General features: G+C 59.4%; 15 protein-coding genes, 3 tRNA genes and 1 pseudogene. 11 read left to right on the forward strand and 8 right to left on the reverse strand.

Features of this window, described 5'->3' with window-relative positions; translation table 11 throughout:
- Positions 1–449 precede the first annotated feature (449 nt).
- From KJ624_04210 to KJ624_04220, 3 genes are all read right to left on the reverse strand, one after another.
- A tRNA-Leu gene (locus KJ624_04210) sits at positions 450–535 on the reverse strand.
- Between the two features lie 10 nt (positions 536–545).
- A tRNA-Phe gene (locus KJ624_04215) sits at positions 546–621 on the reverse strand.
- Positions 622–655: 34 nt separating this feature from the next.
- Positions 656–1,375 (reverse strand): nucleotidyltransferase family protein, encoded by a 720-nt coding sequence (locus KJ624_04220; protein ID MBU2009033.1) that lies wholly within the window; start codon positions 1,373–1,375, stop codon positions 656–658.
- Positions 1,376–1,485: 110 nt separating this feature from the next.
- On the opposite strand from KJ624_04220, the gene arsS reads away from it, so the two are divergent.
- Positions 1,486–3,465 (forward strand): arsenosugar biosynthesis radical SAM protein ArsS, encoded by a 1,980-nt coding sequence (arsS, locus tag KJ624_04225; GenBank protein MBU2009034.1) that lies wholly within the window; start codon positions 1,486–1,488, stop codon positions 3,463–3,465.
- Here arsS and KJ624_04230 read toward each other — a convergent pair whose 3' ends face one another.
- The gene (locus KJ624_04230) at positions 3,466–4,545 is read right to left on the reverse strand and encodes an MFS transporter (GenBank protein MBU2009035.1); all 1,080 of its coding nucleotides are present in this window, start codon (positions 4,543–4,545) and stop codon (positions 3,466–3,468) included. It lies immediately after the preceding gene.
- A 229-nt stretch (positions 4,546–4,774) separates the two neighbouring features.
- Here KJ624_04230 and KJ624_04235 point away from each other — a divergent pair, with 229 nt between their 5' ends.
- The 7 genes from KJ624_04235 to KJ624_04265 all read left to right on the forward strand — a co-directional run bounded on the left by KJ624_04235 (position 4,775) and on the right by KJ624_04265 (position 11,994).
- Positions 4,775–5,308: a VTT domain-containing protein gene (locus KJ624_04235; GenBank protein MBU2009036.1), complete on the forward strand. Its 534-nt coding sequence runs from the start codon at positions 4,775–4,777 to the stop codon at positions 5,306–5,308.
- A gap of 34 nt (positions 5,309–5,342) precedes the next feature.
- Positions 5,343–5,426, forward strand: a tRNA-Leu gene (locus KJ624_04240).
- Between the two features lie 63 nt (positions 5,427–5,489).
- On the forward strand, positions 5,490–6,659 hold the full coding sequence (locus tag KJ624_04245; protein MBU2009037.1) for a hypothetical protein: 1,170 nt from the start codon (positions 5,490–5,492) through the stop codon (positions 6,657–6,659).
- Between the two features lie 64 nt (positions 6,660–6,723).
- Complete coding sequence (gene lepA, locus KJ624_04250) at positions 6,724–8,529, forward strand: translation elongation factor 4 (GenBank protein MBU2009038.1); 1,806 nt, start codon at positions 6,724–6,726, stop codon at positions 8,527–8,529.
- Positions 8,530–8,608: 79 nt separating this feature from the next.
- Entirely contained in the window at positions 8,609–9,289 is a 681-nt protein-coding gene (thyX, locus tag KJ624_04255) for an FAD-dependent thymidylate synthase (protein MBU2009039.1), read from the forward strand.
- 15 nt (positions 9,290–9,304) lie between these two features.
- Positions 9,305–10,186: a bifunctional 5,10-methylene-tetrahydrofolate dehydrogenase/5,10-methylene-tetrahydrofolate cyclohydrolase gene (locus tag KJ624_04260; GenBank protein MBU2009040.1), complete on the forward strand. Its 882-nt coding sequence runs from the start codon at positions 9,305–9,307 to the stop codon at positions 10,184–10,186.
- Positions 10,187–10,221: 35 nt separating this feature from the next.
- Positions 10,222–11,994, forward strand: a complete 1,773-nt coding sequence (locus tag KJ624_04265; protein MBU2009041.1) for a formate--tetrahydrofolate ligase — start codon at positions 10,222–10,224, stop codon at positions 11,992–11,994.
- Positions 11,995–12,064: 70 nt separating this feature from the next.
- Here KJ624_04265 and KJ624_04270 read toward each other — a convergent pair whose 3' ends face one another.
- From KJ624_04270 to KJ624_04280, 3 genes are read right to left on the reverse strand one after another with little or no spacing between them, the layout of a single operon-like run.
- Positions 12,065–12,976 carry a methionyl-tRNA formyltransferase gene (locus tag KJ624_04270; protein MBU2009042.1) on the reverse strand — a complete coding sequence of 304 codons (912 nt, stop codon included), beginning with the start codon at positions 12,974–12,976 and terminating at the stop codon, positions 12,065–12,067.
- Entirely contained in the window at positions 12,976–13,158 is a 183-nt protein-coding gene (locus tag KJ624_04275) for a hypothetical protein (protein ID MBU2009043.1), read from the reverse strand. The genes KJ624_04270 and KJ624_04275 overlap by 1 nt, the downstream gene beginning before the upstream one ends.
- A gap of 11 nt (positions 13,159–13,169) precedes the next feature.
- A complete protein-coding gene (locus KJ624_04280) occupies positions 13,170–13,832 on the reverse strand; it encodes a DUF2284 domain-containing protein (GenBank protein ID MBU2009044.1) in 663 nt (220 codons plus the stop codon).
- A 142-nt stretch (positions 13,833–13,974) separates the two neighbouring features.
- Here KJ624_04280 and KJ624_04285 point away from each other — a divergent pair.
- A pseudogene (locus tag KJ624_04285) lies at positions 13,975–14,378 on the forward strand (hypothetical protein).
- 117 nt (positions 14,379–14,495) lie between these two features.
- On the opposite strand, the gene KJ624_04290 reads toward KJ624_04285, so the two are convergent.
- Positions 14,496–14,795 carry a DUF167 domain-containing protein gene (locus tag KJ624_04290; GenBank protein ID MBU2009045.1) on the reverse strand — a complete coding sequence of 100 codons (300 nt, stop codon included), beginning with the start codon at positions 14,793–14,795 and terminating at the stop codon, positions 14,496–14,498.
- 302 nt (positions 14,796–15,097) lie between these two features.
- On the opposite strand from KJ624_04290, the gene KJ624_04295 reads away from it, so the two are divergent.
- Positions 15,098–19,276 carry an alpha-2-macroglobulin gene (locus tag KJ624_04295; GenBank protein ID MBU2009046.1) on the forward strand — a complete coding sequence of 1,393 codons (4,179 nt, stop codon included), beginning with the start codon at positions 15,098–15,100 and terminating at the stop codon, positions 19,274–19,276.
- A gap of 167 nt (positions 19,277–19,443) precedes the next feature.
- Positions 19,444–19,629 (forward strand): hypothetical protein, encoded by a 186-nt coding sequence (locus KJ624_04300; GenBank protein ID MBU2009047.1) that lies wholly within the window; start codon positions 19,444–19,446, stop codon positions 19,627–19,629.
- Positions 19,630–19,718: the final 89 nt, after the last annotated feature.

Raw genomic sequence — 19,718 nt, forward strand, 5'->3', positions numbered from 1 at the left:
CACCACATCCTAACCAACCTTGACAGAATTGAAGCTTTTCTGAACTCGTCTCTTTACCCTCCTGTGGTACTCTAACAGACGTAGGGCGGGGACCCCCCTACAAATTGGGTGCCCCCTCGTGTGGCTGAGGCACTTTCTGGCAGAAAGCAGCCCAGGCACCACACTTGGGGGCACGTCTTTATGCCTCAGCCCGGGCTTCGCTTTCTGCCAATGCTATTCTACCATAGCCTGCTCCGGCTCGGAAGGGGGATGCGTCTTGACAGGACAGACAAGTAATATTACAGTATGAGGTGGCAGAAAGCATAGGCCCAGGCGCGAGGCACAGCCGCGCGGGTGTGGGGGAGGAAGCGGGGCTGGTAGCGGGTTGACATCGGGGTTATCTAAAGGGTGGGGTAGCACATGGGATCCAAAGTCCCCCGTGCTACCGCTACACCACTCGGCATCAGGCCTGCCGAAGGTCGGACTCGAACCGACACGGAAGTTTCCCCCCAAGGGTTTTTGAGACCCTCGCGTCTACCTGTTCCGCCACTTCGGCCCTGAGGCTCTGGTGCCGAGGGGCGGAGTCGAACCGCCGACACCGCAATTTTCAGTCGCGTGCTCTACCACCTGAGCTACCTCGGCTTCAACCTATTCTAGTTCCCCACCTTTCCCCCTGTCAAGGCAGAAGAGGCCCGGCCTGGCCGCGAGGGGCAAGCAGCCGGCAGGCCTCGTTCAGGTCTTTCACCGTATCCACCGCCAGCCAGAGGGCAGAGCTCTTGAAGGCATATAGCTTGCCCTCCCGGGCCAGGGCGGGAAAGGTGGTGGTCTCGTGGTCCCCACGGTCGGGCAGGTATGCCCTGATGGCCAGGGCCATCACATAGACGCCAGCGTTGACCCAGTAGGGAAGGGCTGGCTTCTCCAGGAAGTCCCGTATCCTCCCCTCCTCCTCGGCCACGACGATGCCCCAGGGGCAGACCAGAGGCGATAGCATGACGGTGGCCAGGCCCTTGTACCCCTGGTGGGCCCGGACCAGCTCCTCCAGCGACTGGTCGGTGATGATGTCCCCATTGGTGACAATCACCATCTCGATTCCGGGCGTCAGAAGGGACAGGCCCCGCTTGAGGGCGCCGCCCCGGCCCAGAGGCTCCTCCTCAACAACATAGTGAAGCGACATCCCCACGGACTCCCCAATCCCGAAGTATTGCCGGATTACCTCGTGCTTATAGCCGCAGAGGACATAGGCCGTGGCCACGCCCTCCCTTTGAAGCCAGCTGAGATGGTAATGGAGGAGTGGTTTACCGTTGATGAGCACCATAGGTTTGGGGCGGTCTTCTGTGAATGGCCGGAGCCTTTCACCCCGTCCCCCCGCCAGGACAAGTGCCGTCCAGCCCCGCATTACCCCACCAGTATAGTTGTCCCCGGAAGGCGAGGCAACTGCGGCGGTCAGCCGTTGCGGCCCGGCCGCCTTTCTGCTAAGATTTTCCTATGCGGCTGGGGCGAGATAACATGGAACAAAGCCTGGAAGCTCAAAGGCTCCCCAGGACAAGGGTAGATGTCATTCAGGTCAATCTGGGAAATCGGTGCAACCAGGCATGTTCCCACTGCCATATGGAAGGTTCACCCACAGGGACGAGAGATATGGCCCCCGCTACTGCCCAGAAGATAATGGAAGCCCTCAGAAAATCCCAGGTCCTCAGCATTGAGTTCACCGGCGGCGCCCCGGAGATGAACCCAAACCTCAAAGCTTTCATTGAACGGCTTTCAGAGTCCGGGAAGAAGCTGACGGTCAGGACCAATCTTACCATCCTGGAACATCCCAGCTACTCCTTCTATCTCGATATCTACCAGAGATACGGGGTCCGTCTGGTAGCATCTCTGCCCTCTCCCCTTGAAGAGGTCACCGACCAGCAGAGAGGAAAGGGTGCCTTTCGCTCCAGCATTCGCGTCCTCCGGAAGCTCAATGAGATGGGGTATGGCACCAACGGGCTCCAGCTGGACCTGGCCTATAATCCAGTAGGAGACTACCTGCCCCCGGCGGAGAGGGTGCTGGAAAAGGAGTTCCACGACCTTCTTGAAAGGCAATCCTCCGTCCATTTCAACCGGCTCATCACCCTGGCAAATTGCCCCATAGGGCGGTTCAAAGACCTCCTTCTACGACAGGGTGGATACCAGCAGTATCTCAGGCTCCTTAAGGAGAGCTACAATCCCAGGACCCTGGATAGGCTGATGTGCCGGAGTCTGCTCTCCGTGGACGACGAGGGGAATGTCTATGACTGCGATTTCAACCTGGCCCTGGGGATGAGAATAATGGGCTATGAGAAGGCGAAGTTCTGGGAAATCGACCTGGACCGCTTTGCCTCCGATGTGAGCCTCGGTGAACACTGCTACGCCTGCACCGCTCAGGGGGGGAGCAGCTGCCATGGCACTCTGGCGGAAGCAGGCCAGGAGTCGGATATGAAAGAAGGGGTGAAGAGATACTACGGTGGGGAGATAAAAGAGACACAAGACCTCAAGACCAGCGCCTGCTGCACCCCCGGTGACCTTCCCAGCTACATCGGGGAAGTGCTCCCCCTCATCCCCGATGAGGTCAGGATGAAATACTATGGCTGCGGCTCTCCCATACCGCCAGGTGTGGATGGCCTGAGGGTCCTGGATGTGGGTTGCGGGACGGGGAGGGACTGTTTTGTCCTGTCCAGGCTGGTCGGTGAGGAAGGCCACGTCTACGGGATAGATATGACCGAAAGGCAAATAGAGGTGGCCAAACGGCATGTGCCCGAGATGACAAAGAGGTTCGGTTATGAAAGGCCCAATGTGGACTTCATTCTGGACGACGTGGAGAACATTGAGAAGAACTTCCCTGAAGAGTCCTTAGACCTCATCATTTCCAACTGCGTGGTCAACCTGGTGGAGGACAAGGAAGGGGTCCTGAGACAGATATATCGGGCCCTGAAATCCGGCGGGGAGTTCTACTTCTCCGATATCTACGCCGACAGGAGAATCCCTGAGGGGCTGAGAAGGGACCCTGTCCTCTACGGCGAGTGTCTGGGGGGTGCCCTCTACTACCGGGACTTTGAGAGGATGGCCAGGAGGGTGGGCTTCCCCGACTCCCGCCTGGTTTCCAGGCGCACTATTGCCATCCAGAACAAAGACGTAAAGGGCCTGGTGGGAAACATCACCTTCTATGCCATCACCTACCGGCTCTGGAAGCTGGAAGGGCCGGAGGACGCCTGCGAGGACTACGGCCATGAGGCCACCTACAAGGGCGGACTTAAGGAGTCCCCCCTCAGATTCGAACTGGATAGGGCCCACATTTTCTACAAGGACAAGCCCCGGCGGGTCTGTGGCTCTACCGCCCGGATGCTCTCCCGGACCAGGTTTGCCCCCTACTTTACCGTGACAGGCAGCTTTGATGAGCACTTCGGCGAGTTCAAGGAATGCTCTGGTATCCCCGGAGAGGAATGCTCCAAAGGGTCCTCCTGCTGCTGACTACCTCCCCCTCATCATCGCTATCCCCAGCCCCGCCGCACAGAGGCCGGCGGCAATATACATCAGCACCGAATAGCCCCAGAATTGGGCCACCAGCCCCCCCAGGAAAGGCCCCACCGCCCCCGTAAGGCTGATAACGGAAAAGAGGAAACCCACCGAGGTGGCCCTCTCCTCATTCTTCTTCAGCAAGAGTAAGAGCGCTCCCACATAGAGGCAGGACCAAGCCACTGCCAGGAGGGCCTGGACCGGGATGACCTGGGGATAGTGGGTCACCTGGGAATAGAGCAGGAAGACCAAAACCGAGAGAAACATCCCCAGGAGAAACAGGCGGGACTCCCTGAGCTTCTCCGCGAACATCATGGCAACGAACTGCCCCCCGGTGTTAATCCCCGAGAGAACAGCTATCCAGGGCTTGCTGGCCCCCAGGCTGGCCAGGAAAAGGGGGAAGACTACCCAGACCATGTTGGCCCCCAGGTGCCGGAGAAAGAAGGAGAAATACACCCGGAAATTGCGGCGGACCACCTCCAGGGTGGTAGCCAACATCGTAAAACGGCTCCCATTCTCCTTCAACAGCAGGGAGATGACAAAGGCCATACCACAGGAGGCGGAGCTCAAGAGGAAGAGACCGTCATAGCTCTGGAGAAAGATGGCCACCACTGCCCCCAGGAGCCAGCCCAGGGAGCCGAAGGAAGCAAACCTCCCCGTGCCGGCCCCTACCTCGTAGTTGTATGCTATGAGGGCCGCCGATGAAATGCCCAGGCAGAACCCCACCAGAGCCCGGGCCAGCATCAAAGTGAAGGGGTCCCCCACCAGGGTCTGGACGGCAAAGGCCAGAGTCCCCAGCCCCAGACCCACCCGGACAAAGGGGAGCCTCCCCTTTACATCGGCCCGGCGGGAGAAGGCCAGAGAGGACAGGAGAAACGCAACCCCATAAGCCCCCCCGATTATGCCAACCTGGAGCCTGGAGGCCCCCAGCTCCTGGGCAAAAAGGGGGAGGAAAATGACCGAGGTCTCAATGGCCATATTGGCCAGCAGCGTCGCCAGCCCCGCCCCCTGGGAAGAAACAAGCCTCGACAGCATATCCTTAACCCCAGGGATTTTATCAGTTCCCCTCCACCAGCAAAACCCTCCAAGGCCCAGCCCTTGACTCCAACGGATGAACGGCCCAGAATATGGGCGTTTGCCCGCCATAGCTTTGTAACATATGTTCTGGCGCAGTTCTTGGATAATTCCAAGCTTTGTTCCAAACATAGTTTAAGTGAACATTTTCTAAAGAAAACGCTTACAGCTTGTAATGAAGGGGGTGGCCTTGGTCCGGCTGGGGCAGGTCCTGGCGGTGGTCTTTTCGGTTGGGCTGACGGTCTTCATTGTCGCCTTCAGGGACCGGGTGGGATGGCTGGAGGAATATGGCTACCTGGGGGCCTTTATCATATCGGCCCTGGCCTCGGCTACCATTGTCCTTCCTGCGCCGGGGTGGCTATCGGTGATGGCTCTGGCGGGGGTACTGAACCCCTTCTGGGTGGGGGTGGCCTCGGCCCTGGGGGGGACCCTGGGGGAGATGAACGGGTATCTCCTGGGCTTTGGGGGCAGGGCAGCGGTGGAGAAGACCCGGGGGTATGCCCGGGTGGAGGGGTGGATGAGGAGGTGGGGCAGCTGGACCATCTTTGTCCTGGCCATCATACCCAACCCCCTCTTTGATGTGGCGGGGATGGCCTCCGGGGCACTCAGATTCCCGTTGTGGAAGTTTATCCTCTTCGGGGGGGCGGGGAGGGTCATAAAGCACCTGGGCTATGCCTACGCCGGGGCCTGGGTGTTAGACCACTTGCCCTCCTGGTTCAGCTAGCCCTGGCTGGTGGGATTTCATATAATAGGGGGGCGGGGAGGTGCTGGAATGGCAGACAGGCGTGGCTTAGGACCACGTGCCCTCGGGCGTGGGGGTTCAAATCCCCCCCTCCCCACCAAGGGGTCACGGAGGCGTCGGGAAGACAAGAACTCGCCACGAAGGAGTTCGGGAGGAGTCGCTCATGGACGCTTTCTTAGGTTTGGGCGGTCTTCTTGCTATGTTAGTTGGCGTTGCGATGCTGGCCATCAACGCCATAAGGAAGAGAGGACTTAGAAACTGGGTGCTAGTTGCCGGGGGTGGTTTCTGCTTGTTTGTCGTAGGCTTAGCGCTCTCTTCGGAGACGCCTCCTCCGACACCGCTGTCAACACCCGGGGCGACGATCCGTACGGCCGCAGCAACGGCGAGAACGGCAACGGCCCCGCCGCGCGCTATGTCTCCTGACGAATACAAGGCTGACTGCAGAAGCGACCTGGCTTTCAACGAGTTGGACAAGAGCCCCGACAAGTACAAGGGCATTAAGGTAGCGTATAAGGGCGAGATTGTGCAGATCATGGAGAGAGGACAGAGCACCACGATCAGGATGAACATCACAAAAGCGACCTACGGCTGGGACGACACCATCTACGTGACCTATGACGGAATAACGCTGGCTGTAGAGGATGACATCGTTCAAATCTGGGGGGAGGTCCAAGGGGCGTACACGTATGAGTCGATTGCCGGCTGGAAGGTAACATTGCCTTGGGTGAAGGCCAAGTACGTTGAAGAAATCAGCACCGGAATTGGGCCTTCCGCCGCTTCAACACCCGCGCTCACCCCGGTTCCCCCTGCTACTGAGATCGTCATCCGCACCCCTCCTGCGCCCACGCTGACCGTCACACTGGCTCCCCAACAAGGCTATAGCCGTCTCAATCCCGCCCCGATAGGCACGGACCTTGCTGTCAGCATGAAGCGGGGTGCTGATGCATACGATGTTAGGGTCACGCTGCAGGAAGTCATCCGGGGGGAAGAAGCCTGGAAGCGAATTCAGGCTGCCAACAGGTCCAATGACGCACCCACGGCAGGTTTCGAGTACATTCTGGCCAGAATCAGGTTTGAATACTCAAAGGGGCCGTCCACGGACGCGAGTTACTACCTCTCAGAGTGGGACTTCAAGGCCATTTCGTCTGAAGGCAGGCAATACGAGGATGCGGTTGTAGTCCTACCGGAGCCCCAGCTAAGCGTCAGGCTGTATGCTGGGGCTTGGCACGAAGGCTGGGCAGCTGTCATAGTGGCTGAATCCGACGCCAAGCCGGTTCTTACCTTCGCCCGCAACTATGACGGAACTGGTGGCATCTGGTTCCAACTCTACTAACTGCGAAGAGCAAGCCTCTCTCGCTAAGCGGTTGCCTATAGGCCTGTGCTAATATAATAGCGCTATGCACCATATCCGCAATTTCTGTATCATCGCGCATATTGACCACGGGAAGTCCACGCTGGCGGACCGCCTCCTGGAGCTCACCGGCACCATCCAGAAGCGGGAGATGCGGGAGCAGGTGATGGACCAGATGGACCTGGAGCGCGAGAGGGGCATCACCATCAAGGCCAAGGCCGTCAGGATGGAGTACCTCGCCCCGGACGGCAAAACCTACCAGCTTAATCTCATCGACACCCCCGGGCATGTGGACTTCACCTATGAGGTCTCCCGCAGCCTGGCGGCCTGCGAGGGGGCCGTGCTGGTGGTGGATGCCTCCCAGGGCATCCAGGCCCAGACCCTGGCCAATGTCTATTACGCCATGGAGCAGGACCTCACCGTCATCCCGGTGCTAAACAAGATTGACCTCCCCAACGCCCGGACGGAAGAGGTGGCCCAGTCCATAGAGGAGGTCCTGGGCTTCCCGCGGGGAGAAATCCTCCATGTCTCGGCCAGGGAGGGGACGGGGGTCCCCCAGCTCCTCCAGGCCATCGTGCAGCGCCTTCCCCCTCCGAGGGGCGACCCCGCCGGGCCCTTGCGGGCCCTAATCTTTGACTCCAAGTATGACCCCTACAAGGGGGTGGTGGCCTATGTCAGGGTGGTGGACGGGGAGGTGAGGGTGGGGGAGAAGCTCCGCCTGATGGCCTTCAAGAAAGATGTGGAGGCGCTGGAGGTGGGCTTCTTCCACCCCGCCCCCGTGCCCGCCGAGGGGCTAGGGACGGGGGAGGTGGGGTATGTGGCCACAGGGCTGAAGGCGGTGGAGGAGTGCCCCGTGGGGGACACCATCACCACCGAGGCCCGGCCCGCCCAGGAGCTCCTCCAGGGCTACCGCCCGGCCAAGCCCATGGTCTTCGCCGGCCTCTACCCCATAGACCCGGGGGGCTACCAGCCCCTTCGTGAGGCCCTGGAGAAGCTCAAGCTCAGCGATGCCTCCCTGGCCTACGAACCGGAGCAGAGCTCCGCACTGGGCTTCGGCTTCCGCTGCGGATTTTTAGGGCTCCTCCACCTGGACATCGTGAGGGAGAGGCTGGAGAGGGAGTTCGGCCTGGCCCTCCTGGTTACCGCCCCCAGCGTGGCCTTCCAGGTGCTGAAAAGGGACGGCTCCGAGGCAAGGGTGGAAAGCCCCTCCTCTCTGCCCCCTCCCCAGGACATCCAGGAGATAAGGGAGCCCTGGATGGCGGTCTCCATCGTCACCCCCAGCCAGTTCATCGGGCCGGTGATGGAGCTGGCCACGGGGCGGGGGGGGGAGTCCGTTGGCATGGAATACCTGGGCCACAGGGCCTCCCCCTGGGAGAGGGTGCTCCTCAAGTACGAAATACCCCTCAGGACCCTGCTGGCCGACTTCTACGACCAGCTCAAGTCCCGGACCCAGGGCTATGCTTCCATGGACTATGTCCTCGTCGGCTACCGCCCCGGCCGGCTGGTGAAGCTGGAGGTCCTGGTCCATAATCAGCCGGTGGATGCCCTCTCCCGCATCATCCCCCGGGGGGAGGCCCACCCGGAGGGGAAGGCCCTGGTGAGCAGGCTCCGGAAGCTCATCCCGCGTCAGCTCTTTGATGTGGCCATTCAGGCGGCGGTGGAGGGGAGGGTCATCGCCAGGGAGACAGTGAAGGCCATGAGAAAAGACGTCATTGCCAAGTGCTACGGCGGGGATGTCACCCGGAAGCGCAAGCTCCTCCAGAAGCAGGCGGAGGGGAAGAAGAAGCTCAAGCGCATCGGCCAGGTGGAGGTCCCCCAGGAAGCCTTCATGGAAGTCCTGAGGAAGACTTGAACCAGGAATCACAAACCATTGTCCTCTCCCTGGGGGCGTGCTATAATCCCCTTTTGGCGAGGTAGAGACAGGCGTGCAGGTGAGGCTCCTCCGCTATACCCCTGAGCCGGAGCTGATTATAGCTGCGGCCACCCGTTCCACTTCCGCCGATGCCACAGCGACCGAAATCATGGACAAGCTGACCCCGGACTATGCCTCCCGGATGATAAAGCACCTTATCTCCGCCGGGCACCTCTCCCCCCTGGAGCACGCCAGCTTCACTTTTTCAATTGAGGGCATCTCCCGGGCCTGCAGCCACCAGCTGGTGCGCCACCGCCTGGCCAGCTACTCCCAGCAGAGCCAGCGATATGTCCACCTCAAGGAGCCGAAGTTTGTCACCCCTTCCTCCTTCTCCGCTAACCCCGAGATGCGGGCCCGCTACCAGGAGATGGTGAGGAAGGCCCACCAGTTCTACCAGGAGATGGTCAAGGCGGGCATCCCCATGGAGGACGCCCGCTACATCCTGCCCGGCGGGGCGGAGACCAACCTGGTGATGACCATGAACGCCAGAGAGCTCCTCCATGCCGCCGCCCTCCGCCTCTGCCCCCGCTCCCAGTGGGAGATAATAGAGCTCTTTGAGAGGATAAAGGCGGAGGTGAAGCGGGTGGCCCCCACCATCGGGGAGGAGCTGCGGCCCAAGTGCTACAAGCTGACCTACTGCGATGAGCCCAAGAGTTGCGGCCTCTTCCCCACCCTGAAAGAAATGGCGAAAGCCAAATAGAAAGGAACGGAACACATGACAGCCAAGATAATCTCAGGGATAAAGATTGCCGAGGAGATCCGGACCGAGCTCAAGGAGAAGGTAAAGGAGTTGAAGGCCAAGGGCATCACCCCCGCCCTGGCGGTGGTGCTGGTGGGAGAAGACCCCGCCTCCGTCTCCTACGTATCCGCCAAGGCCAAGGGGGCGGAGGAGGTGGGGGTCCATGAAGAGACCTTCCGCCTCCCGGCCACGGCCACGGAGGGGGAGGTCTTTGACCTTGTCTCCCGCCTGAACAAAGATGCCCGCTTCCACGGCATCCTTGTGCAGCTTCCGCTGCCGAAGCACATCCCCGAGCAGAAGATGACCTCGGCCGTGGACCCGGCCAAAGATGTAGACTGCTTCCACCCGGTGAATGTAGGCAAGCTCCTCATCGGCCAGCCCGATTTCCTTCCCTGCACCCCCCACGGGGTAGTCCAGCTCCTGCTCCGCAGCGGCTACGACCCGGCGGGGAAGCACGTGGTCATCTGTGGCAGGAGCAGCATCGTAGGCAAGCCCCTCATGGCCATGCTGGTCCAGAAGGCCAAGGGGGCCAATGCCACTGTTACCGTGTGCCATACGGGCACCGGGGACATCGCCCAGTTCACCCGCCAGGCCGATATCCTCATCGCGGCTGCCGGAAGCCCCCGTCTCATCAAGGCCGACATGGTCAAGCCGGGGGTGGTAGTCATAGATGTGGGGGTGAACCGCATCCCTGACCCCACGGCCAAGTCCGGGTTCAGGCTGGTGGGGGATGCGGATTTTGACGCTATCAAGGAGAAGGCCGAGGCCATTACCCCCGTCCCCGGCGGTGTTGGCCCGATGACCGTCACTATGCTGCTCCACAATACGATTGAGGCAGCCCGGAGGAGGGCGAAGTAACCCCAGACGGCTGAAATAAGAAAAGGAGGAGGCCTATGAAAACCAGCGGGAAATACGACCCAACAAAGATGCAGGACTGGGAAATCGGGCAGGCGGCGGAAGAGGGGATGCCCACGATTGAGCAGGCGAGGGAAAGGCTCGGGCTACAGCAGGATGAAATCATACCCTACGGCAAGATATGCAAGCTGGACTTTATGAAGCTGCTGGGCCGTCTTGGGAACAAGCCCGATGGCAAGTACATTGAGGTCACTGCCATTACACCAACGCCTCTGGGTGAGGGAAAGACCACCACCACCATGGGACTCATAGAGGGACTTAGCAAGCGCGGCAAGAACGTGGGCGGTGCCATCCGTCAGCCCTCCGGCGGCCCCACCATGAACATCAAGGGTACGGCGGCGGGGGGCGGCATCGCCCTGCTCATCCCCATGACCGAGTTCTCCCTGGGTCTCACCGGAGACATCAACGACATCATGAACGCCCACAACCTGGCCATGATAGCCCTCACCGCCAGGATGCAGCACGAGCGCAACTACGACGATGCAGAACTGACCAAGCGGGGCCTGCGCAGGTTGGATGTGGACCCAAGCAGGGTAGAGATGGGCTGGATCATGGACTTCTGCGCCCAGAGTCTAAGGAATATCATTATCGGCCTCGGCGGGAAGATGGACGGCTTTCTCATGCAGTCCAAGTTCGGCATCGCCGTAAGCTCAGAGCTCATGGCCATGCTTGCCATAGTCAAGGACCTGGCCGACATGCGGGAGCGGATGGACAAGATTACGGTGGCGTTTGACAGGAAGGGCAAGCCTGTCACCACCGGCGACCTGGAAGTGGGTGGGGCCATGACCGCCTGGATGCGCAACACCATCAACCCCACCCTGTGCTGGACGGTTGAGTATCAACCCTGCATGGTCCACGCCGGCCCCTTTGCCAACATTGCCGTGGGCCAGTCCTCTATCATCAGCGACCGTCTCGGCCTGAAGCTGTTTGACTATCACGTCACGGAGAGCGGCTTCGCTGCCGACATCGGCTTTGAGAAATTCTGGAACGTCAAATGCCGCCTGAGCGGGCTCAAGCCCCATGTTTCGGTCCTAACCTCCACCATAAGGGCCCTCAAAATGCACGGCGGCGGGCCCACGGTGACCGCCGGCCTGCCCCTGCCCCAGGAATACACCAAGGAGAACCTGGCCCTCTTGGAGAAGGGCTTGCCCAACATGCTCCACCACATCAACACCATCAAGGCTTCCGGGATTAACCCGGTTGTCTGCATAAACGTTTTCCATACCGACACCAAAGACGAAATCGCCATGGTGCGGAAGGCAGCCGAAGGGGCCGGTGCCCGCTGCGCCGTCTCGGAGCACTGGCGCTATGGTGGCGAGGGTGCTCTGGAGCTGGCCGATGTGGTCATGGAAGCCTGCAAGGACAAGGCCGATTTCAAGTTCCTGTACCCGCTGGAGACCAAGCTGCGCCAGCGGGTGGAGAAGATTGCCAAGCTGGTCTACGGGGCCGACGGCGTCTCCTGGACTCCGGAAGCTGAGGCCAAGGCCAAGATGCTGGAGGCCGACCCCCAGTATGACAGCTACATGACAATGATGGTCAAGACCCATCTAAGTCTCACCCATGACCCGACCAAGAAGGGAGTACCCAAGGGCTGGACATTACCCGTGAGGGACATATTGATTTTCTCAGGCTCTAAGTTCCTTTGCCCTATGACCGGCACCATCAGTTTGATGCCCGGAACCGCCTCCGACCCGGCCTTCCGACGGGTGGATGTCGATACCAAGACAGGAAAGGTCAAGGGCCTGTTCTAAAGAGCCGTAAGCCCGGGCATAGGAGGGCAGGGGAAAGGTTCCCCCCCGTGGGATTAGATACCCCGGGGGCTCAACTGCCCAGCCGATCCCCCGGGGTGAGGACCGCCTGGCGGGCGAACTCGGGGGCAGGCTGCTTGCCTGCCCCTTCTGGCTGGACCCGCTTCACCAGGATGGCCCCCCCGGGGCAGGCGACGGTAAAGCCCTTTTCCCCCACCTCCACCACCCCCCCCGGCCCTCCTTGGACCCCGGGCAGCTTCTCCGAGTCGTAGAGCTTGAGCTTCCTGCCTCGGAAGAGGGTAGTGGCCCCGGGATGGGGGTTGTTGCCGCGGATGAGGTCATAGACCCGGTCCAGCGGCTGCCGCCAGTCTATGAGGGCATGCTTCTCCTCGAAGGGGGGCTCGTAGGTCGCCAGCCGCCCGTCCTGTGGGATGCGGGGGGCCTTGCCGGCTTTTACCAGGGAGACGGCTTCCAGCAGGGCCTCCACTCCCAGGGGGAAGAGCTGGTTGAAGTAGAGGGAGCCTACCGTGTCGTCGGGGCCTATCTCCACCTCCTTCTGAAGGAGGATAGGCCCGGTGTCTATGCCCCGGTCCACCCAAAAAATGGTAAGCCCGGTGCGCTTTTCCCCCTGGACAATGGCCCAGTTGATAGCGCTGGCGCCCCGGTGGCGAGGGAGCAATGAGGGGTGGTACTGAACGGTGCCCAGCCGGGGGCATTCCAGGATATTACTGGGCACAATATCCGTGACGAAGGCCATCACCCCCAGGTCGGGTTTCAGGGAGCAGAGCTGCTCATATACTTCGGGGGCGCGCATACTGGTAGGCTGGAAAACAGGGCTGCCCGCTTTCCTGGCCGCCTCCACCACAGGTTGGGCCCGCCCTGGGTCTGGCACCGTATAGGCCGCCACCACCTCCTCCCCCCGCCCCGCCAGACCTTCCAGCACCCGGGCGCAAAAGGCCCCCTGCCCGATGAGCACCAGGCGCATCAGCCCCCCAGCCCCTTCCCCTTGAGCTGTTCAATGCCCTGGTTCAGCTTCCTGAGTTCCAGGAGGATCTCCCGCAGTGTCAGAAGCTGTAACCGGCGCCACTGGACATCGCTGGCTAGCTTTCCCCACCGGCGAGGGTCCTCCGAGAGGTATTCCTCCAACACGGTGGTTATCTCTGCCATTTTCACCTCACCTAACAAATAAAGACTATGCCCACGGTGATGGCGCAGGGGACGAGGCTGAGGTCATCCAGGAGAGCGTAGGATTCCCAGCCAACCCGGTTGATAAGGGAGTGGACATCCACGCCCACCCCCTCCATGGTCGGCCGGGCCCGTTGGGGAAAACGGCACCGCCCGCTGTCCAGGAACTGGCATATCACCCCCCGGCACAGGTAGTCCTTGCAGGAACCACCGCCGAACCCCATGGCCAGATGATAGCCATCCTTGTAGGCCTGGCGCTCCACCTCATAGACCACCTCGGCGCTTTTCTGGTGGTAGAGGAGGGTCTTCCTTTTCTCCCCCCTGGTGGTCCCCTTCCCCGGGGCATACTCCTCTATCGGTCCCACATCGCCCTTGAGCAATATGGCCCAGGGGAAACGGCTCAGGGCCCGGCGCACCAGGTCCAGCTCCGGGGCATAGGGAGGACAGCAGGGGGTCTCCCCCGCCCGGATACAGCGGGGCACCACGCACTTCAGCCGCACCCGCTCATCTACGGTGACCCAACTGGCAGGGATGATGACCGCCCCCGAAGCCCCCAACTCCACGGCCATCTGGCAGTAGCGCTCCAGGTCCGCCTTCAAAGTCGCCTCATCCACTGCCCCACCCATGAGCCGGACTATCCCTCTCTTAGCTGTCACAGCTTTACCTCCCCTGGGAAAAGCGGGACTCCTATCTACCAGGAGTATAGCACACTCGATTGGCAGGCTGCCCAATAATTGACAGGGTCCGAAGGAAGGGATAGACTGCCTCATAAAGGATAGCACTAGTTTTGGAGGGCATATGCTAGAGCGAGTTCATCAGCATATCATAGCCGAGCTCCAGCAGAACGCACGGACACAGTCTTTGTCCTTACCGCCATCTTTCTCAACCTGCTGACCCTGGCCATCAATTCTGCCGTGGCTGCAGGGGATGATAATTCCGCTACTGAGTGGACTGTGTTTTTCATCTTTCTCTCTCTCCTGGTCGTGGTCAACTTCATCGTCATGGTGGGGTTGGAGAAGGGAAAGCAGTCAAGGATAAAGCTGATAAATGGTCTGCTGAGGATGTACAAGGACCAGGGCGTCGAAGGGTATTACGATGCGTCTCTCTTGAGCAACTATGCCACGAGATACGACCTCTTCCTCCTAGCGACAGTTTTCACCGGTGTGGTAGCTATAGTTGTGCCCTTTGTTCTGATAGTGTGACCTGCCTTAAGGCCGGCGGACTCCAGCCACGCACAGTCAAAGTCTGTCCTGCAGACCTTTTCGGGCCTCACCAGGAAGTAAACATGGACATCCTCGCTTTTGTTGCACCGGGTCTCATCAATGCGAAGGTTGCTTTCGGGACAAGGCTTGGGCAAGCTTCTCTGCAAGATTCTCCGGGCTTAGGCCCTGGATAGTGATAACCTTGTGTCGGCTGGCATAGCCCCGGGTAATGGCGATGCTATTCTTTGGCGTCGCCAGCAGCTCAGCCACAAGTGTAAGCAGTGCACTGTTGGCCTGACCCTTCAGAGGTGGTGCCGTCACCCTTACCCGGAGGACACCATCCCTCAGACTCACCACCTCGTTCCTTTTGGCCCCGGGTTGCAGATGAATTTCAACAGTTGCCCTATTCTCTGCCATATCTGCTTGCCATTGTGCTCGTATTATATCATGAACCGTATCCCCGGGCGGCTGCGTCAAATTCGCGGGCCGTTCAGGGACAAGCTCTGTGAGGGCATATGGAGAGGAGTGGCGAGACGAGTGCAATAAGCTGGCGCAACTCTCGGGGGAAGGACACTCGTCGGTGGATATTGACAAGGCGCTAGCATATAATGACGCCGCCTGCCAGGAAGTGGAGAACTGATTCACAAGAGTAACTTCTGTCGCGGGACTGCGTTATATATGATGGCTGGGTTGGAAAAAACGGGCAAGGAGGTCTGGCCATGAAACACAGACTTATCAGGGCAGCGGGACTCCTAATGGTAGTTGCGTTCGTCTTCGAGCTTTTGTCCGCGTGTCGACCGGTACAGGCAGCGAGCAGTTATGTTGCGATTGTTCCCAAAGTCCTGCACAGCGGCCGCACGGAAGCCATTTCGCTGGCGCTCTTCGCCGGCGATAAGATGGTCAGAGACAACATTGAAATCACCCTCCTGAAAGACGGCACAAAGGTCGCCAGCGCCAGACAGGCGGTTGATGGGAAGGGCACTGTCTCCCTCAATATTCCCAAAGTGGCTGATGGTAAATACGAACTCCAGGTCAAAGGCGGCGCTTTTTCCGACCAAGTGAGTATCAGCGTGGAGAGAAGCTTCCTGGTTTTCGTGGAAACCGATAAGCCCATCTATAAGCCAGGCCAGACTATCCTTATGCGCGTGCTCACCCTTGACCCGGAACTGAGACCGACCACCGAACCGGTCACTGTCGATGTGCTGGACGCCAAAGGCATCAAGATTTTCCGCTCAACAGTGACAACGGACGATTACGGCATGGCAAGCGTGGACCTGCCTCTATCCGAAGAGCCAAATCTCGGGGTCTGGAAAATCAATGTAGTGACGGAGAAGGCGAAGAACCAGCTCGACGTGCGCGTTGAGGAATACGTCCTGCCTAAGTATGAGGTCACCGTTGACCTGCCTAAAGAGTGGTTTCTGGTCAGCGAGCCAATCAAGGGCAAAATCGGCGCGGAGTATAGCTTCGGCAAGCCGGTCAAGGGCGAGGTGAAAATCGTCGCCACCAAATATGTCGGGCAGTGGCAGCAGTATGCTGCCCTGACGAAGACAATCGATGGTCAAATCGACTTTGAACTGCCAGCCGCCCAGTACGTGGCGGGCACGCCGGCTTCAGGCGGACAGGGGAATGTCCAGCTTGATATCACGGTCACGGAGAAATCAACCGGTTATGTCGAAAAGACAAGCCGCCTGCTTACGGTGGCCCAGTCATCGGTGAACCTGCAGCTAATCCCAGAAGGCTCGGTCTTCAAACCCGGTCTGCCACTTAATGTCCTGGTACTTACGGAGACACCGGGCAACCAGCCCGTAGATAGCAAGGTGAGTGCGACTATCACCTATATGAACGATAAGTTTGCGGATTTTAAGACAGAGAAGAAAGACTTCAGCACTTCCAAAGGTAAGGCGCTCCTTGAACTCGCTCCGCCGGCGGAGGCCATTGCCCTGATGATTGAAGCCAACTCCGGCGGTGCCTACGCCTCCAGGACTCTCCAGTCGTCTTACTCGCCATCGGGTAATTTCATCCATATCGAACAGGCGACTGAAGGAACACCGAAGATCGGGCAGAAGATTTCCTTTCAGGTCTACTCCACCGATCGCGCGGTGAACTTCTACTATGAAGTGCTCTCCCGGGGTATGGTCGTCTTCTCTAACTACACAACCAGCCGGGAAATTACCTTTAGCACCACGCCATTGATGGCGCCCAGTTCGAAACTGCTGGTCTACCAAATATTACCCAACGCAGAAGTGGCGGCCGACTATCTGCCGTTTCAGGTGGAGGCGGCATATCCGCATCAAGTGACTGCGCAGTTCAGCAAAGAGGAAGCGAAGCCCGCCGAAGACATTCAGTTGAACATCAAGACAGATGGCCGGGCAAAGGTGGGCATCGTCGCAGTGGACAAATCAGTGTTTATTCTGGCTGAAAACCGGCTCAATCTCCAGCAGGTCTTTGATGAGCTAGAGCGGCTCTATATGGAGCCGCAGGCGGAAATCCACGAGGTCTCTTTCTATCCCACATATACGGTCCCCGGGGCGCAGGATATATTCAAGGATGCCGGCGTGTTGGTGATGACGAACAAGAAAGTGCCACAGAGCAAGGAATACAAGACAGACACGAGTGGCGGCATCTTCAGCAGAATTGCGAGGTTCTTCGGGGGAATGTTGGATGGGCAGAAAGAAGCCCTGCCACCAATGGCCGCTGCGGCACCCGCGGCACCATCACAGGAGAATGCCGCGGCAGGCGGGTTAGCCGAAGTACAGCGTGTCCGGCAGTTCTTCCCGGAGACCTGGCTGTGGTCGGCTCTGGAGACTGATGCCAGCGGCAAAGCCACCCAGCAGGTGACGGCGCCGGACTCCATCACCACCTGGATACTTCGTGCCGTGGCCATCTCAAAGGAGAAGGGGCTCGGCGTGGCGGAAGACGAGCTGAGGGTGTTCCAGCCATTCTTCCTGACCATTGACCTGCCTTATTCGGTAATCAGGGGCGAGGAGTTCCCGGTGAGCGTGGCCGTCTATAACTACCTGGATACGACTCAGAATGTGCAGGTGGATATTGAGAAGAGCGACTGGTTTGAGCTTCTGGACAACTCAACGAAAACTATGACCATTGCCGCCAACGATATCGGTGGGGTGCAGTTCAAGATACGTCCCACCAAACTCGGCATCAAGGATGTGAAGATAAGCGCGCGCAGTCCCCAGGCGGCCGATGCCGTTATCAAGACCACCATCATCGAACCCGAGGGCGTGGCGCGGGAAATCGTCGATAACCTCACCCTTGCGGGTGGCATCACCAAGTCCATCGATACGACAATCCCGGATGTAATTGTTGCGGATTCAGGTAGAGCGTACATCGCCGTGACCTCTAGCTTCCTCACGCAGACCATCGACGGGCTGGATGCCCTTTTGCAGATGCCCTTCGGATGCGGCGAGCAGAACATGATTGTCTTTGCCCCGGATGTCTACATCACGAAGTACCTGCAATCGAGCGGCCAGCTCAAGCCCGAGATCATGGCAAAGGCGGAGAAGCTGATGATTACGGGCTACCAGAGGGAGCTCACCTACCGCCGCACGGACGGAAGCTTCAGCGCCTTCGGGATGAGTGATCAGACCGGGAGCCTGTGGCTGACGGCCTTTGTGCTCAAGTGCTTCGCGCAGGCAAAGGGCCTGCTCTACATCGACGAAAGCGTACTGGATACTGCGACGAAGTGGATCACTTCGCACCAGAACGCGGATGGCTCCTTTGACCCGGTAGGCTTCGTCCATCACCAGGAGATGCTGGGCGGGCTTCAGGGCAAGGAGGCCCTCACCGCCTACACGGCAATCGCCCTCATGGAGGCTGGCGAAAAGGACGGCAGCGGCAAGGCAGTGAGGTACCTTGAGGGTAGGCTGGCCGCGATGACCGACCCCTATGAAGTTGCCATCACGACCTACGCCCTTGAATTTGCCAAGAGCCCGAAGAAGGACGAAGCCTACAGGAAGCTGATGTCCCTTGCGATAGAGGATGAAAACGGTTTGCACTGGGGCAGCGGGGACGTGCCGGTACCTGTGCCCGAAGTGCAGCAGAGAGCCGGCGCCCCCGCCATGATGGCGCCGTTCCGTCCGGACATCAATAAGAGCGCGGACATCGAGACCACCGCTTATGCCACGCTCGCGCTGGTCAAGCACGGCGACGCCTTCAACGCTTCCAGGGCCTCAAAGTGGCTCGTCTCAAAGCGGAATGCCTACGGCGGCTACGGTTCCACACAGGACACCGTGGTCACTCTCCAGGCGCTTACCGAGTATGCCACCGGCGCGCGCTCGGATGTCGACCTGATAGTAACACTCAAGGGGCAGGGCATCGATAAACAACTGACGGTAAATAGGGACAACTTCGATGTTCTGCAGATTGTGCAGGTGCCGGTCAATGCCAACATTGACATGACGGTGACCGGCAAGGGCGATGCCATCGGCCAGGTAGTGCGGCGGTTCAATCTCCCGGCAGCGGATGCTACACCCGCTGCGCAGATGCTCAAGATTGACGTCAAGTATGACACCACCGAGGTTGCCGTCAACGACCTTGTCAAGGTGTCGGTATCGCTCGCGTTCAACCCACTACCCGAGTTGAGCATCTCCGAAGCCGGCATGATTGTGCTCGATGTCTCGGTACCTACGGGCTTCGCGCCGGTGACCGATTCTATCACTGCCGTGACACAGAAGATGGCGAACATCAAGCGGTATGAAGTATCGGGGCGGAAGGTCATCTTCTACGTAGAAAACATGAAGCCGGGCCAGCAGATTGCCTTCGATTTCCAGGTTAAAGCACTCTATCCGGTGAAAGCGAAAGGTGTAACCTCAACGGCTTACTCCTACTACAGACCAGATATCAAGGGAGAGACACTGGGCGCGGCGGTGACAGTGCAGTAGTTCATGGCCATTTCTATCTTCAATCCCCTCCTCCGGGCTGGCACTGAGGGAGCTTGTGGCAGCTGGAAAAGTTACCACAAGCGGCCCCGACGGGCATTCAACCCTCCAGTGATAGTGGCCTATCCTGTATTTGCCCTCATACCTGACTGGGAGTTGACTCATCGGGAATGAATGGCACCGGCCCCGTGGTCACCATATCTTTCAAGGTGCTGGACAAGAGAGGGACCAGCGCCATCATCCTGGAAACGATTCAGGCTAACGATGCCACTACTCTCATCGACATGCCCGTCAAGGCCTCCGCTGGGAGCTATGAGGTGGACCCCATTGTTAGGACAGGGAAGAGGCCATATTAAGAGCGGGCCCTGCCGTCCTCAGACTGCCCGGTGCTGAAGATTCTACCACACCTCCTTCCGTAGCTTCCATAGGGATTGAGGCGTACGCC

It is taken from the genome of Chloroflexota bacterium, from assembly GCA_018825785.1.
GTDB lineage: Bacteria > Chloroflexota > Dehalococcoidia > JACVQG01 > JAHKAY01 > JAHKAY01.